This is a genomic window from Pseudomonas faucium (assembly GCF_021602585.1).
Lineage (GTDB): Bacteria > Pseudomonadota > Gammaproteobacteria > Pseudomonadales > Pseudomonadaceae > Aquipseudomonas > Aquipseudomonas faucium.
The window spans coordinates 32,771-47,633 of the sequence record NZ_BQIP01000020.1; the positions used below are offsets into that span (position 1 = coordinate 32,771).

Genomic DNA, 14,863 nt, shown 5'->3' on the forward strand with positions numbered 1-14,863 from the left:
TTTTGCTATGCTGGCCGCCCCGCGGCACGAGGTAGCACCATGCAACTGATCGATATCGGCGTCAACCTGACCAACAGCAGTTTCCACGACCAGCAGGCGGCCATCGTCGAGCGCGCCATCGAGGCCGGCGTGGTGCAGATGATCCTCACCGGCACGAGCCTTGCGGTCAGCGAACAGGCGCTGGAGCTGTGCCAGCAGCTCGATGGCGACGGCCAGCACTTGTTCGCCACTGCCGGCGTACACCCCCACGATGCCAAATCCTGGGATGCCGACAGCGAGCGGCAACTGCGCCAACTGCTCGCTGAGGCGCGGGTTCGCGCCGTGGGCGAATGCGGGCTGGACTTCAACCGCGATTTCTCCCCTCGCCCCCTCCAGGAAAAGGCCCTGCAGGCCCAACTGGCGCTGGCGGCCGAGCTGCGCCTGCCGGTGTTTCTGCACGAGCGCGACGCCAGCGAACGGCTGCTGGCCATCTTGAAGGACTATCGTGACCATTTGCCGGCAGCCGTGGTGCATTGCTTTACCGGCGAGCGCCAAGCGCTGTTCGCCTACCTGGACATGGACCTGCACATCGGCATCACCGGCTGGATCTGCGATGAACGCCGCGGCACGCACCTGCACCCGCTGGTGGGCAACATCCCGCAAGGGCGCCTGATGCTGGAGAGCGATGCGCCCTACCTGCTGCCCCGTAGCCTGCGGCCGAAACCGAAGAACGGGCGCAACGAGCCGGCGTTCCTGCCCGAGGTGCTGCGCGAAGTGGCGCTGCACCGGGGCGAAAGCATCGAAGCCACGGCCGCGCATACCACGGCCACAGCCCGGGCATTCTTCCAGCTCGCTTGAGCGCGGGCATGATCGCACCCCGGCAAAAGCATTTGTTGATGCACATCAACGCTTCCCTGGCGAGAGCGGGCACAATGATGGCACCTTGCCAATATTGTTTCCGCTCAACTCAGAGAAGACCTACCCATGGGTGCCTGGCTTAGCAATATTTCCCTGAAGTACAAATTCTGGGCCGTCAATGCAGTGGCCTTTGTCACCACCTTGCTGCTGGTGCTGTATGCCGTGCACCTGGAGCAGCGCGCCCGCGCCGACGCCGCGCAGGCTCAGGCGCAGGCCCAGGCCGAGCTGCTGTCGGCCTGGCCCGCCGGGCAACCCTTGCCCCAACAGGCCAACGTGATCGCCTGGCCAGCCGAGCAGGCCCCAAGCGTTGCCGGCGAACCGCTGGAAGCGTTGCGCAACGCCCAGGGCTGGGTGGCATTGCCCGCCGCCTGGATCCTTGGCGACAACCCGCTGCGCGGCGCCCAGGTACTGCGCCACGGCGAACAGCAGGTGGCCGTGCTGGCCCAGTCGCCGAGCCTGCGCCAGGTGTTCTTCGACCGCTTCAGCAACTATGCCGTGTGCGTGCTGATCCTGATGCTGGCCATGCTCTGCGCCTCGCAGTTGCTGATCCGCTTCCTGCTGAGCCAGCTCAACACGCTCAAGGATGTGATGCTGCGCGTGGAAAAGACCGGCGACCTGTCTGCCCGCGTGCCACTGGCCAGCGGCGACGAAGTTGGCCAGATGGCCGGGGCCTTCAATGCCATGCAGCAGACCTACCACCGGGTGGTGGGCACCGTGGCGCGCACCGCCGGGCAACTGGATGCCGGCGCTGCGCGCCTGGCCGCGAGCATGAACGACGTGCGCCACGGCATGCTTGACCAGCAGAGCGAAACCGACCAGGCCGCCACCGCCATCAACGAGATGTCGGCCACCGTGCACCATATCGCCCAGCATGCCGGCGCCACCCGCGACCTGTCGCAGACCGCCGATGACCTGGCCGGCAGCGGCAAGGACGTGGTCGACCGGGTGCAGGACTCGATTGCCGGGCTGTCCAGCGGCGTGCAGCAGACTGCCGAGATGATTCGCCAGCTGGCCGAAGACAGCCAGAAGATCAACGGCGTGGTCGGGGTGATCCACAGCATCGCCGAGCAGACCAACCTGCTGGCCCTGAACGCCGCCATCGAAGCGGCCCGCGCCGGCGACCTGGGCCGTGGCTTTGCCGTGGTGGCCGATGAGGTGCGCAACCTGGCCAAGCGCGTGCAAACCTCCACCGACGAAATCACCCACATGGTCGCCGACCTCCAGGCCGGCACCCGCGATGCAGTGGAATTCATGCAGGAAAGCTCGTACAAGGCCGACGACTGCGTGCGCCAAGCCCAGGAGGCCGGCGCGGCGCTGGCCGAGATCACCGGAGCCGTGGCGCAGATGCGTGAGAGCAACACGCAGATTGCCGTGGCCGCCGAGCAGCAGAGCCAGGTAGCCGAAGAAATGAACCGCGCGGTGGTGAGCATTCGCGACGTCACCGAACAGACCGTGCAGCAGACCGTCGGCTCGGCCACCACCAGCAACGAGCTGGCCGCCTTGGCGGGTGAGCTGAGCAAGGCCATAGGCCAACTGAAGCTATAACCACCATAGCCAGCCTCGATTGGCTGGCTGTCCAGCGCAGCACTAAGCTTTGGGCATGACCGCGAGGAAATGCCCATGAACAAACGACTGCCCAATTTGCCCGCCTGGCAATGGCGCGGCTATCACCACAATCACCGCCACCCAACCAACCTGGTGCTGCACCTGATTGCGGTGCCGCTGTTCATCCTCGGCGCCTTGCTGGTGTTGTCTGGCCTGTTCGCCCTGGACCTGGGGCAGATCGCCGTCGGCGTCATCGCCTTGCTCGCCGGCTTGGGCATGCAGCGCCAGGGCCACCGCCTGGAGGCGCAGCAGCCGGAGCCGTTTGCCGACCGCAAGGATGCCATGCAGCGGCTGCTGACCGAGCAGTTCATCACCTTTCCGCGCTTCGTGCTCAGCGGCGCCTGGTTGAAAGCTTGGCGCGAACGGCACAAGCATCGGCATTGAAATCGATCGCCGGCAAGCCGGCTCCCACTCAGGCCTGAACTCGCGCCGAACCTGTGGGAGCCGGCTTGCCGGCGATGATGCCACCTCGCACATCAGGCAAACACGGTAACCGTCTGCCGGCTCAATGCCAGCAACTCCCCTTGCGCAGTCCACAACGTCGCCGCAGCATGCCCGTAACCTTCCCGGGCATGCTCGGTCTCCACGCAATAGCGGCACCAGTCCAGGGTCGACAACGTCGCGACTGGCTGAATGAACTCGATGGTCCAGGTCAGTGTGCTGCCTGCCGCAGGTTGCTTGAGAAACGGCATCAGGCTGGGCGGCCAGGCGTCCACCAAGGCCAGCAGATGAGCCTCGTTGACCTGCTCTTCGGCCACATCGCGCAAGCGCACCCACCCGCCCATCTGCCTGGACTGATTGCCGCTGAAGGGCAACCCACCGATGGCCCAGCGCAAGGCGACATGGCGCATGAACTCTGGCGTCACACCCTTGATGTAGGGTAGCTCCGGCGCAGCCTGATCCAGCGGTTTCATCGCCGGCGCCGGCAATGCGGGCACCTCGACCACCGAAGGCCGCCCCGCGCCGAAATTGCCCTGCACCAGGGTCACCACCTGCCCGCCCTGCACAGCACGGCCGAGCAAGGTGCTGACCGCCTTGCCTTCGCGCAGCACCTCGACTTCGAAGTGGGTCGGCACGTCTGGCGCCGCCGGCGCAACGAAGCTGATCGCCAGGGAGCGCACGGGGCGGTTGTCGGAGAGTTTCTGGCGCATGGCCTGGAACACCATCGCGGCCATCAGGCCACCGAAGGCGGCGCGGCCCTGGGCCCAGGTCGCCGGGATGCAGACCCCGTCGGGGCTCGCCTGCACGGCGTCGAGCAATTCATTGAAATTCATGGGCCGGCTCCTGCAGGCGGCAATGGATGTTCGCCCATACTAGCCAGCCATGCCTGCGGGATCAGCCCGCATATCGGTCATTTGCCGGGCTTGCGCCGCTTGAGTGCGGCCTGCAAGGCCTGCAGCGTGGCATCCGACTTGCGCTCGGCCTCGTGCAGCTCCTGCTCCCAATCAGCCTTGCACGGCGCCAGGTCGGCATGCTCGTCGGCCTGCAGCAGCCATTGCAGGCGGTCATGCCAGTTGCCCAGGTCGCCCTGGGCCTTCTTCAGCAAGCCCTGCAGCTTGCTCCCTGCGTGCTCGAGTTGCGGATAGGCCTGGTCGCCGTAGCGCACGCGCTTGATCAGCAAGCGCAAGCGATGACGGTCGTGGGCGGGGTCCTGCAAGGCCTCATCGAGCTTGCGCCACTGCTTGACCAGACGCTTGTCGACGCGCTTGCCCAACGACTTGGCCAGGCCCTCGCGCCCGGCGGCGCGCAGGAACAGCGGAAAGGCATCGAGGATGCCCAGCACCCGGCCCAGTTGAAGGCTTTTGGCCACGCTGGCAAAGGTTGCGGCGCGCCCTTGCAGGCGCCGCTGCCCCGGCTCGAGCAAACCACGCGCAATCAGCTCGCCGGCAAGCACCTCGCGATCGCGCAAGGGTGTGGTCAGGGTGCCGAGTGCCTTCGCCGCCGCCTCGAGCTGCTCGACGCCTGGCAACCCGCGCAGCGGACGCAGCAGGCTGCGCAGGCGCCGCACGCCGATGCGCAGGTCGTGCAGTGCCTCGCTGTCGGTATCGGCAGCCAGGCGCTCACGACAGGCCAGCAGGCGCACCTGCAAGGCCAGCACCTGGGCAACCACATGATCGAGCATGGCGGACATACGACGCTCCTCGGTCAGCGCCCGGCGCGCGACTCACGAATGTAGAAACGCGCCTTCTCGGCTTTGTTCGTGCAACCTTCGAAACCTTCGAACTGCTGCTGGGTCTTGGCCCCGGTCAGCAGCGACAACGCCTTGGAATAGCTGACGGTACCGGCAAAGCCCTCGGCCTTGGCCAGGTCGAGCTCCTTCCAGGCGGCATCCAGCTGCGTCGCGCAGCTATCGCGGTAGGCCGTCTTGCCCGCACAGCCAGCCAGGGCCAGGGCAATCAGAGGAAGGGAAATCCAGGCTTTCATCAGGGGTACCTCAATGGTTGGAGTAAAGTGGCTGTTCGACGCTCGGGCACCCGAAAAGTGCCGCTTCCGGCAGGCATTGCCTAGAGTCTACATTGAAGCACAGGCAACGCTCGGTGCATTGTAGGACCATGGTTGCACAGCCTAAGGATCGATCATGAGCAAACGCGTAGCACTGGTGTTGGGGTCAGGTGGGGCTCGGGGTTACGCCCATATCGGCGTGATCGAGGAAATCGAACGGCGCGGCTACGACATTGCCTGTGTCGCTGGCTGCTCGATGGGCGCGGTGATCGGCGGCATCTATGCCGCGGGCAAGCTCGAGGAGTATCGCAACTGGATCGAGAGCCTGGACTACCTGGATGTGCTGCGCCTGGTCGACGTGAGCTTTCGCCTCGGCGCGATTCGCGGCGACAAGGTGTTCGGCCAGATCCGCAAGATCGTCGGCGAGATCAACATCGAGCAACTGCGCATCCCCTACACGGCGGTGGCCACCGACCTGACGCACCAGCAGGAAATCTGGTTCCAGGAAGGCTGCTTGCACCAGGCCATGCGTGCTTCGGCGGCGATTCCCAGCCTGTTCACCCCAGTGATGCAGGGCAACCGCATGCTGGTCGACGGCGGCATCCTCAACCCGCTGCCGATCGTGCCGGTGGTGTCCAGCCACTGCGACCTGATCATTGCGGTGAACCTCAACTCCACCAACCAGAAGCAGTACCAGCTGCCGGTGATCGAGCGGCCGGCCGCGTTCAAGATGCGCTTCGATGCGCTGCTGAGCTCGCTCGGCTCGCGCCTGCCGTTCCGGCGTAAGCCCGCCGAAGAGCTGATCCGCATCGAGCAGGAGATCGTCGCCGAGGGCCTGGCGCCGCCAAGCCCGTGGCTGGCCGATGCGGCCGCCCCTGAAGCCCAGCAACCGGCGGCGGCGCCGGAGCGCGAGGGGGCGCCGAAATCGGCCACGGGGTCGTTCATCATCGACAACGTCGGGCCGGCTTCGCTGCTGGACCTGATCAACCAGAGCTTCGAGGTGATGCAGACGTCGTTGGCGCAGTACAAGATCGCGGGGTACCCGCCCGATGTGCTGATCAACGTGCCCAAGCGGGTTTGCCGGTTCTTCGAGTTCTACAAGGCGCCGGAGCTGATTGCGCTGGGGCGGGAGATTGCGCGCGATACGCTGGACAACTACGAGGGGGAGAAGCGCTAGGTTTCGCTTGCCTGTGCCGGCCCTTTCGCGGGGCAAGCCCGCTCCCACAAATACCTCATCGGCCTGCAGGGCAATGGGGTACCTGTGGGAGGTACAAGCCACACAAAAAAAACGGGCCGCTTCAAGCGGCCCGTTTTTTTACCGAACAGTCACTCAGTAGCGCGTGATGTCCGCTGTGCTTTCCAGCTGCTTGCGGTACGCCGCGAAGTCCTGCTGGCCCGCGCGCGAAGCGAGGTAGCGGCGAATCTGCTGCTTCTCTTCATCGCTGGCGGCCGCGCCTTCGTTGACGCCCTTGAGCTGCAGCACAACCAGGCTGCCATCGGCCAGGACCACGCTGCCGTATTCGGGCTTGTCCTTGGCTTGCGGCTTGGCCAGGCGGAACAGCGCCTGCAGCTCGGCGGGGTCGATACCGTCCTGGCCGCGGGTAACGGCTTCGAAGGCCTTCCAGTTCTGCCCATCGTGGCCAGCGGTGGCGGCGATGGAGCCGTCACGCAGGCCGGCGATCAGCTTGTCTGCCTTGGCCTTGAGTTCGGCAGTCGCCTTTTCCTTGGCCAGGTGCTCGCGGATGTTCTTGGCCACGGCTTCCAGCGGCATCTGCGCAGGCTTGCGGTGTTCCTTGACGCGCAGTACCACGGTGGTTTCCGGATCCAGCTCGATGGCGGTGCTGTTGGCAGCCTCCTCCAGCACTTCTTCGGAGAATGCCGCCTGGATCACGCCACGGTTGGCCGTGATGCCTTCACCACCCTCACGGCCGAACGGCGCCGAGGTGTGCACCTTGAGGTTCAGGTCCTGGGCCGGCTGGGCCAGGTCTGCAGCCTCGTAGGCTGCGTCCTGCAGTTGCTTGCTGGCATCGACATAGCGTTGCTCGACCAGCGGCATCTTCAGGTCATGGGTCAGCTTGTCCTTCAGGCTGGCGAAGCTCGGTACTTCCGGCGCCTGCTTGCCCAGCAGCTTGATCAGGTGGTAACCGAAGTCGGTGCGCACCGGGGCCGAAACCTGGCCGTCGTTGAGCTTGTACAGGGCCGTCTCGAACGCCGGGTCATATACGCCCGGGCCTGCGAAACCAAGGTCACCACCGTTGTTGGCGGAACCTGGGTCCTGGGAGAACTCCTTGGCCAGCTTGGCGAAGTCTTCACCTTTGGCCAGGCGTTGCTCGACCTCTTCGATGCGGGCCTTGGCCTGGGCATCGGTGACCTTGTCGTTGACCTCGATGAGGATGTGCGCGGCATGGCGCTGCTCGGCGAGGTTGGCGATTTCCTTCTCGTACTGGGCCTTGAGCTCTTCGTCGGTGACCTTGACCTGGTCGAAGAACGCCGACTTCTTCAGCTCGATGTAGTCGATGATCACCTGGTCGGGTGTCATGAACTCCTTGGCGTGCTGGTCATAGTGCGCCTTGACCTCTTCGTCGCTCACCTTGACCGCTGCCGGGTCGGCCTTGAAGGTCAGGGAAGCGAAGTCGCGGGTCTGGTTTTCCAGGCGGGCAAAGGCATCGACCTGCTGGTCGGTGACGAAGCTGCTGCCGGCGATGCCGGTGCGCAGCTGGCCAATCAGCATTTCCTCGGCAAGCATGTCGCGGAACTGCATGCGGCCGTAGCCCATCTGGCGAATGACCTGGTCGAAGCGGTCGGCGTTGAATTTGCCATCGACCTGGAACTCGGGGGTCTGCAGGATCACTTGATCCAGCTCGGCCTCGGAGAAAGCGAACTTGGCGTCTTCGGCGCCCTGCAACAGCAGCTTGCGCTCGATCAGCCCTTTGAGTGCGGCATCACGCAGCAGCTTCTCGTCCAGCAGTGCCGGGTCGAAATCCTTGCCCAACTGTTGCACGAGCTGGCGGCGCTGCATGTCGGCCGCTTGGCTCAGCTCATTGAGGCTGATGGTGTGCCCGTTCACCTTGGCGGCGTCCTGGCTATGGGTGGTGGCCTTGAAAATGGCATCGAAGCCGGTCAACGCCATCAGCACGACGATGAGGCCGATGATGGTCTTGGCAATCCAACCTTGTGAATTGTCCCTGATATTTTGCAGCATGCGTCCCCCAGAAACGGCTGTACCACTGCGTCGACAACCGCGGAGCGTGGGTAGAATCCTGATAAAAGAAAGGCGCATCCGAGGATGCGCCTTTTCTTAGCAAACGTGTCAGGCGGGAACGTTTGCGGCCCGCCGTCAGCGTGCTCGGACCTGGCCAGGCCGGGTCCGGCTGAAAGAGACGACTTAGTTGACGGCGTCTTTCAGGCCTTTGCCAGCCTTGAAGCCTGGAACCTTGGCAGCCTCGATCTTGATGGCCTTGCCGGTTTGCGGGTTGCGGCCGGTGCGCTCAGCGCGCTCTTTGACCGAGAAAGTGCCGAAGCCAACCAGGACGACGTCGTCGCCTGCTTTCAGGGCACCGGTCACGGAGTCGATCACAGCATCCAGAGCCTTGCCTGCGGCAGCCTTGGAAATGTCAGCCGATGCAGCGATAGCGTCAATCAGTTCCGACTTGTTCACTCTAAGTCCCCTTATTTCTCTATTGAGTTTGTTTCTAAGTATGTAATGAAAAGCTTATGAAACGTGCGCTGGGTGGCTTGTTGACAATAGCGTGCCGCTTTATAGCAAGGCCCCGAAAAAACTGTCAAGGAAAGCCCCCCAAGCAAAAACTACTAATGCGTGCTGATTCTTTCCTTAGCATCGCCGTCGCGCTTTTCATCTTTCGCGACAATCTCAGGAGCCACATCTGGCAAGGGCTCCGGGGCGTATTGCAGCGCAATTTGCAGGACTTCGTCAATCCATTTGACCGGTTTGATCTGAAGATCCTGTTTGATATTTTCCGGAATTTCCTTCAGATCGCGAACATTCTCCTCGGGAATGATCACCGTCTTGATTCCACCGCGGTGGGCTGCCAGCAGTTTTTCCTTCAGCCCGCCGATCGCCAGAACCTGGCCACGCAGGGTGATTTCGCCGGTCATGGCAACGTCGGCACGCACCGGAATCTGGGTCAGCGCCGAGACCAGCGCGGTGCACATGCCGATACCGGCACTCGGGCCGTCCTTGGGCGTGGCGCCTTCGGGCATGTGGATGTGCACGTCGTGCTTCTCGTGGAAGTCGGCCGCGATGCCCAGGCTGCGGGCACGGCTACGGACCACGGTTTGCGCGGCAGTGATGGATTCGACCATGACGTCGCCGAGCGAACCGGTCTTGATCAACTGGCCCTTGCCGGGGATCACCACCGATTCGATGGTCAGCAGTTCGCCGCCCACCTGCGTCCACGCAAGGCCCGTGACCTGGCCAATCTGGTCCTGCTGCTCGGCCAGGCCGTAGCGGAACTTGCGAATGCCGAGCAGGTGCTCGAGCTGCTCGCTGGTGACCTTGACCTTCACCTGCTTCTGCCCGGTGTGCTCCTTGACCACCTTGCGGCACACCTTGGCGATCTGCCGCTCGAGGCCCCGCACGCCCGCTTCACGGGTGTAGTAACGGATGATGTCGCGAATCGCCGAGACGTCGATCTCCAGCTCTTCCTTCTTCAAGCCGTTGGCCTTGACCTGCTTGGGCGTCAGGTACTTGACCGCGATGTTGATCTTCTCGTCCTCGGTGTAGCCCGGCAGGCGGATGACTTCCATGCGGTCGAGCAGCGCCGGCGGAATGTTCATCGAGTTCGAGGTGCACAGGAACATCACGTCCGAGAGGTCGTAATCGACTTCCAGGTAGTGGTCGTTGAAATTGTGGTTCTGCTCGGGGTCGAGCACTTCCAGCAGCGCCGAGGCAGGGTCGCCACGCATGTCGCTGCCCATCTTGTCGATCTCGTCGAGCAGGAACAGCGGGTTGCGTACACCCACCTTGGTCATCTTCTGGATCAGGCGGCCCGGCATCGAACCGATGTAGGTCCGACGGTGGCCACGGATTTCGGCCTCGTCACGCACGCCACCCAGGGCCATGCGCACGAACTTGCGGTTGGTCGCGGCAGCGATCGACTCGGCCAGGGAGGTCTTGCCGACGCCAGGCGGGCCGACCAGGCACAGTACCGGGCCACGGATCTTCTTCACGCGCTTCTGCACCGCGAGGTACTCGAGAATGCGTTCCTTGACCTCTTCCAGGCCATAGTGGTCGGCATCGAGGATTTCCTCGGCCTTGGCCAGGTCCAGGCGGACCTTGCTCTGGGCCTTCCACGGCACCTGCACGAGCCAGTCGAGGTAAGAGCGCACCACGGTGGCCTCGGCCGACATCGGCGACATCTGCTTGAGCTTGTTCAGCTCGGCCTGGGCCTTGGCCAGCGCGTCCTTGGGCAGGCCTGCGGCTTCGATGCGCTTTTTCAGCTCTTCGACTTCGTTGTGGCCTTCGTCGCCATCGCCGAGCTCTTTCTGAATGGCCTTCATCTGCTCATTCAGGTAGTACTCGCGCTGGCTGCGCTCCATCTGCTTCTTGACCCGGCCGCGGATGCGCTTTTCCACCTGCAGCAGGTCGATTTCGGCGTCGAGCAGGGCCAGCACGTGTTCGACGCGCGTGGTCAGGTCGACGATCTCGAGGATCTCTTGCTTCTGCTCGATCTTCAGCGCCATGTGCGCGGCCATGGTGTCGACCAGGCGACCAGGCTCTTCGATGCTGTTCAGCGACGACAGTACTTCGGCCGGGACTTTCTTGCCCAGCTGCACGTACTGCTCGAACTGCGACAGCAAGGTGCGCACGAACACTTCCGACTCGCGCTCGGCGGCGTCGGTTTCGTCGATCAGGGATACTTCGGCACGGATGTGCCCTTCTACTTCGCTGAACCGCTCGACGGCACCGCGCTGCTCACCCTCGACCAGCACCTTGACGGTGCCATCGGGCAGCTTCAGCAGTTGCAGAACGGTGGCGACGGTACCGACGCGGTACAGGGCGTCTTCGCCCGGGTCGTCGTCGGCTGGGTTCTTCTGGGCCAGCAGGAGGATCTGCTTCTCGCCCGTCATCGCCGCCTCGAGGGCTTCGATGGACTTTTCACGCCCCACGAACAGCGGGATGACCATGTGCGGGTAAACAACGACATCGCGCAATGGCAAAAGAGGCAAGTCGAGGGTGGTCTTCATGATTTCGCCTCTACAGCGGCCTTATGGCCGGAAACCGGTGGAAATGATGCTTGGACCTAATGTGGGGGCATGCCTGGGAAATTACAAGCGCTTGTATAGGAAAAGCAGAAAGGGGCCCGTAGGCCCCTTCTGCTTGCTACCGCCACCTGCCAATCGCCTGAATCAGGCGTCAGGCGCGGCCTTGGCTTGCGGCTCGCTGTTCTCGTAGATGAGCAGCGGCTGCGACGTGCCTTCGATGACGCTCTCGTCGATCACCACCTTGCTGACTTCCTTCTGCGAAGGAATTTCGTACATGGTGTCGAGCAGCACGCCTTCGAGGATCGAACGCAGGCCACGGGCGCCAGTCTTGCGCTCCAGGGCCTTGCGGGCGACGGCCTTGAGGGCGTCACTGCGGAACTCGAGGTCCACGCTTTCCATCTCGAACAGCTTGGCATACTGCTTGGTCAGGGCGTTCTTCGGCTCGGTGAGGATTTGCATCAGCGCCGCCTCATCCAGCTCGTCGAGGGTCGCCAGCACCGGCAGACGGCCGACGAACTCGGGGATCAGGCCAAACTTGACCAGATCGTCCGGTTCGACTTCGCGCAGCGATTCGCCGACCTTCTTGCCTTCTTCCTTGCTGCGTACTTCGGCGCCAAAACCGATGCCACCTTTGGTGGAGCGGTTCTGGATGACCTTTTCCAGGCCGGAGAAGGCGCCACCGCAAATGAACAGGATATTGCGGGTATCAACCTGCAGGAATTCCTGTTGCGGGTGCTTGCGGCCACCTTGCGGCGGCACGGAAGCCACGGTGCCTTCGATCAGCTTCAGCAACGCCTGCTGCACGCCTTCGCCCGAAACGTCACGGGTGATCGACGGGTTGTCCGACTTGCGCGAGATCTTGTCGATTTCGTCGATGTAGACAATGCCCATCTGGGCCTTTTCCACGTCGTAGTCGCACTTCTGCAGCAGTTTCTGAATGATGTTCTCGACGTCCTCACCCACATAACCGGCTTCGGTCAGGGTGGTGGCGTCGGCAATGGTAAACGGTACGTTCAGCAGACGAGCAAGGGTTTCGGCGAGCAGGGTCTTGCCCGAGCCGGTAGGCCCGATGAGCAGGATGTTGCTCTTGCCGAGTTCGACTTCGTCGCCCTTCTTGTCACGCTGGTTCAGGCGCTTGTAGTGGTTGTACACCGCTACCGACAGCACCTTCTTGGCGCGCTCCTGACCAATGACGTACTGGTCCAGGATGCCGCTGATTTCTTTCGGCGAAGGCAATTTGTGCGCGCTGCTCTCGGCCTGGGCTTCCTGCACCTCCTCACGGATGATGTCGTTGCACAGGTCGACGCACTCGTCGCAGATAAATACCGAGGGCCCGGCAATCAGTTTGCGCACTTCGTGCTGGCTTTTGCCGCAGAAGGAGCAATAAAGCAATTTGCCGCTGTCCTCGCCGTTACGGGTGTCAGTCATTCGATCGATCCAATCCGGTAGGCTTGAAACACAAGATGAAGGCAATTGCGGGCTTTTTCAAGTCCGCAGGTAGGCGCTTTCGGCACCTACCTGCTCTGGCACCTGAGGTCAGGAGGCCAGTTGCCGCTTGTCGTAGACCGAGTCGATCAGGCCGTACTCGGCCGCGCGCGAGGCGCTCATGAAGTTGTCACGCTCGGTATCGCGCTTGATGGTCTCGAGGTCCTGGCCGGTGTGGTAGGCCAGCAGCTCGTTCAGGCGCGCCTTGATGTTGAGGATTTCCTGGGCGTGGATCTCGATGTCGGTCGCCTGGCCCTGGAAGCCGCCCAGCGGCTGGTGGATCATCACGCGCGAGTTCGGCAGGCAGTGGCGCTTGCCCTTGGCACCAGCGGCCAAGAGGAAGGCGCCCATGCTGCAGGCCTGGCCGATGCAGATGGTCGAGACGTCTGGCTTGATGAACTGCATGGTGTCGTAGATCGACATGCCAGCTGTCACCGAGCCGCCTGGGGAGTTGATGTACAGATGGATATCCTTGTCCGGGTTTTCCGCTTCAAGGAACAGCAGCTGCGCCACTACCAGGTTGGCCATGTAGTCCTCTACCGGGCCAACCAGGAAGATCACTCGCTCCTTCAACAGGCGCGAGTAGATGTCGTAGGCACGTTCGCCACGGGCGGACTGCTCGATAACCATCGGGACCAGGCCGCCTGCGGCCTGGATGTCAGAGCTCTGCTGAATATAAGAATTGCGGGACATGTCCTGCGCTCACTCCCAAATAGTCATGGCTTGAATACGCACAAGCCAGCGCGAAGGCTGGCTTGTGGGGGTTTCCTACGAGTGACGCGTATTACTCAGCTTCGGCAGGCGCCTGTGCTGGCTTTACGGCATCTTCGTACGAGACCGACTTGTCGGTCACAGTCGCTTTCTGCAGAACAGTATCTACAACTTGTTCTTCCAGCACAACCGAACGGACTTCGTTCAGTTGCTGGTCGTTCTTGTAGTACCAGGCGATGACCTGCTCAGGCTCCTGGTAGGCCGAAGCCATCTCTTCGATCATCTCGCGAACCTTGGCGTCGTCCGGCTTGAGCTCGAACTGCTTGACCACCTCGGCAACGATCAGGCCCAGCACCACGCGGCGCTTGGCTTGCTCTTCGAACAGCTCGGCCGGCAGTTGCTCAGGCTTGATGTTGCCGCCGAACTGCTGAACGGCCTGCACGCGCAGACGGTTGACTTCGTTTTCCAGCAGCGCCTTCGGCACTTCGATCGGGTTGGCGGCCAGCAGACCGTCCATGACCTGGTTCTTGACCTTGGTCTTGATCGCCTGGCGCAGCTCACGCTCCATGTTCTTGCGAACTTCGGTGCGGAAGCCTTCCAGGGTGGTTTCCTTGATGCCGAACTGGGCGAAGAATTCTTCATTCAGTTCTGGCAGCTGAGGAGCCGACACGCTGTTGACGGTGATGGTGAACTCGGCGGCTTTGCCAGCCAGGTCCAGGTTCTGGTAGTCCTCAGGGAAGGTCACGTTGACAACGCGCTCTTCGCCCGCCTTGGCGCCTACCAGGCCATCTTCGAAGCCTGGGATCATGCGGCCGGAGCCCAGTACCAGCTGGGTGCCCTTGGCCGAACCACCGGCGAAGGCTTCGCCGTCGATCTTGCCGACGAAGTCGATGTTGAGCTGGTCGTCTTTCTCGGCAGCGCGCTCAACGGCTTCGAAGCGCACGTTCTGCTTGCGCAGCACTTCCAGCATGTTGTCCAGGTCGGCGTCGGCCACTTCGGCGCTCAGGCGCTCGACGTTGATCGACTCAAGGCCAGCAACGGTGAACTCAGGGAACACTTCGAAGATGGCGACGAATTCCAGGTCCTTGCCCTTTTCGAAGGACTTCGGCTCAACGGCAGGTGCGCCAGCCGGGTTCAGCTTCTGCTCGACGATGGCTTCGTAGAAGGAAGCCTGGACCAGGTCACCGAACGCCTCTTGACGGGCATCGGCTTCGAAACGCTGGCGGATCACGCTCATCGGCACTTTGCCTGGGCGGAAGCCCGCGACTTTGGCGCGCTTGGCAGTCTGCTGCAGACGCTTGTTGACTTCGTTCTCGACGCGCTCGGCCGGAACGGCGATGGTCATGCGGCGCTCGAGAGCGGAAGTGTTTTCAACAGAAACTTGCATGGATATTCCTCGTTGCACAGACGTTAGCCGGCGATAGCCCGACTCCAGAATCAAGGGCAAGCATTCTAGTGAGTCACGCAGCAGAAGTCACCCCACCCGGGACGACGGGAA

At 62.8% G+C, this 14,863-nt stretch carries 13 protein-coding genes; 4 read left to right on the forward strand and 9 right to left on the reverse strand.

Features of this window, described 5'->3' with window-relative positions; all coding sequences use genetic code 11:
• Positions 1–39: 39 nt before the first annotated feature.
• From L6D75_RS20640 to L6D75_RS20650, 3 genes are all read left to right on the forward strand, one after another.
• Positions 40–837 (forward strand): TatD family hydrolase, encoded by a 798-nt coding sequence (locus L6D75_RS20640; RefSeq protein ID WP_176512088.1) that lies wholly within the window; start codon positions 40–42, stop codon positions 835–837.
• A gap of 126 nt (positions 838–963) precedes the next feature.
• The gene (locus L6D75_RS20645; RefSeq protein ID WP_176512089.1) at positions 964–2,442 is read left to right on the forward strand and encodes a methyl-accepting chemotaxis protein; all 1,479 of its coding nucleotides are present in this window, start codon (positions 964–966) and stop codon (positions 2,440–2,442) included.
• Between the two features lie 75 nt (positions 2,443–2,517).
• Positions 2,518–2,886, forward strand: a complete 369-nt coding sequence (locus tag L6D75_RS20650) for an Mpo1-like protein (protein ID WP_176512090.1) — start codon at positions 2,518–2,520, stop codon at positions 2,884–2,886.
• A 92-nt stretch (positions 2,887–2,978) separates the two neighbouring features.
• On the opposite strand, the gene L6D75_RS20655 is transcribed toward L6D75_RS20650, so the two are convergent.
• From L6D75_RS20655 to L6D75_RS20665, 3 genes are all read right to left on the reverse strand, one after another.
• Positions 2,979–3,776, reverse strand: a complete 798-nt coding sequence (locus tag L6D75_RS20655; RefSeq protein ID WP_176512091.1) for an acyl-CoA thioesterase — start codon at positions 3,774–3,776, stop codon at positions 2,979–2,981.
• Positions 3,777–3,853: 77 nt separating this feature from the next.
• The gene (locus L6D75_RS20660) at positions 3,854–4,633 is read right to left on the reverse strand and encodes a CHAD domain-containing protein (RefSeq protein ID WP_176512092.1); all 780 of its coding nucleotides are present in this window, start codon (positions 4,631–4,633) and stop codon (positions 3,854–3,856) included.
• Between the two features lie 14 nt (positions 4,634–4,647).
• Entirely contained in the window at positions 4,648–4,926 is a 279-nt protein-coding gene (locus L6D75_RS20665; RefSeq protein WP_176512093.1) for a hypothetical protein, read from the reverse strand.
• A 154-nt stretch (positions 4,927–5,080) separates the two neighbouring features.
• Here L6D75_RS20665 and L6D75_RS20670 point away from each other — a divergent pair, with 154 nt between their 5' ends.
• Entirely contained in the window at positions 5,081–6,121 is a 1,041-nt protein-coding gene (locus L6D75_RS20670; RefSeq protein WP_176512094.1) for a patatin-like phospholipase family protein, read from the forward strand.
• Between the two features lie 153 nt (positions 6,122–6,274).
• On the opposite strand, the gene L6D75_RS20675 is transcribed toward L6D75_RS20670, so the two are convergent.
• The 6 genes from L6D75_RS20675 to tig all read right to left on the reverse strand — a co-directional run bounded on the left by L6D75_RS20675 (position 6,275) and on the right by tig (position 14,752).
• Positions 6,275–8,146, reverse strand: a complete 1,872-nt coding sequence (locus L6D75_RS20675) for a SurA N-terminal domain-containing protein (protein WP_176512095.1) — start codon at positions 8,144–8,146, stop codon at positions 6,275–6,277.
• A 183-nt stretch (positions 8,147–8,329) separates the two neighbouring features.
• Positions 8,330–8,602, reverse strand: coding sequence for a nucleoid-associated protein HU-beta (gene hupB / locus L6D75_RS20680; RefSeq protein ID WP_176512096.1), 273 nt, complete (start codon positions 8,600–8,602; stop codon positions 8,330–8,332).
• A 152-nt stretch (positions 8,603–8,754) separates the two neighbouring features.
• Positions 8,755–11,151, reverse strand: coding sequence for an endopeptidase La (lon, locus tag L6D75_RS20685; RefSeq protein ID WP_176512097.1), 2,397 nt, complete (start codon positions 11,149–11,151; stop codon positions 8,755–8,757).
• A 162-nt stretch (positions 11,152–11,313) separates the two neighbouring features.
• Complete coding sequence (gene clpX / locus L6D75_RS20690) at positions 11,314–12,597, reverse strand: ATP-dependent Clp protease ATP-binding subunit ClpX (RefSeq protein ID WP_176512098.1); 1,284 nt, start codon at positions 12,595–12,597, stop codon at positions 11,314–11,316.
• A 108-nt stretch (positions 12,598–12,705) separates the two neighbouring features.
• Complete coding sequence (gene clpP, locus L6D75_RS20695) at positions 12,706–13,347, reverse strand: ATP-dependent Clp endopeptidase proteolytic subunit ClpP (protein ID WP_003259400.1); 642 nt, start codon at positions 13,345–13,347, stop codon at positions 12,706–12,708.
• Between the two features lie 91 nt (positions 13,348–13,438).
• Positions 13,439–14,752 carry a trigger factor gene (gene tig, locus L6D75_RS20700; RefSeq protein WP_176512099.1) on the reverse strand — a complete coding sequence of 438 codons (1,314 nt, stop codon included), beginning with the start codon at positions 14,750–14,752 and terminating at the stop codon, positions 13,439–13,441.
• Between the last annotated feature and the right edge of the window lie 111 nt (positions 14,753–14,863).

Coding starts and splice junctions, on each gene's coding strand:
- L6D75_RS20640 (WP_176512088.1), top strand. CDS start 40: ATGCAACTGATCGATATCGGCGTCAACCTGACCAACAGCAGTTTCCAC.
- L6D75_RS20645 (WP_176512089.1), top strand. CDS start 964: ATGGGTGCCTGGCTTAGCAATATTTCCCTGAAGTACAAATTCTGGGCC.
- L6D75_RS20650 (WP_176512090.1), top strand. CDS start 2,518: ATGAACAAACGACTGCCCAATTTGCCCGCCTGGCAATGGCGCGGCTAT.
- L6D75_RS20655 (WP_176512091.1), bottom strand. CDS start 3,776: ATGAATTTCAATGAATTGCTCGACGCCGTGCAGGCGAGCCCCGACGGG.
- L6D75_RS20660 (WP_176512092.1), bottom strand. CDS start 4,633: ATGTCCGCCATGCTCGATCATGTGGTTGCCCAGGTGCTGGCCTTGCAG.
- L6D75_RS20665 (WP_176512093.1), bottom strand. CDS start 4,926: ATGAAAGCCTGGATTTCCCTTCCTCTGATTGCCCTGGCCCTGGCTGGC.
- L6D75_RS20670 (WP_176512094.1), top strand. CDS start 5,081: ATGAGCAAACGCGTAGCACTGGTGTTGGGGTCAGGTGGGGCTCGGGGT.
- L6D75_RS20675 (WP_176512095.1), bottom strand. CDS start 8,146: ATGCTGCAAAATATCAGGGACAATTCACAAGGTTGGATTGCCAAGACC.
- lon (WP_176512097.1), bottom strand. CDS start 11,151: ATGAAGACCACCCTCGACTTGCCTCTTTTGCCATTGCGCGATGTCGTT.
- clpX (WP_176512098.1), bottom strand. CDS start 12,597: ATGACTGACACCCGTAACGGCGAGGACAGCGGCAAATTGCTTTATTGC.
- clpP (WP_003259400.1), bottom strand. CDS start 13,347: ATGTCCCGCAATTCTTATATTCAGCAGAGCTCTGACATCCAGGCCGCA.
- tig (WP_176512099.1), bottom strand. CDS start 14,752: ATGCAAGTTTCTGTTGAAAACACTTCCGCTCTCGAGCGCCGCATGACC.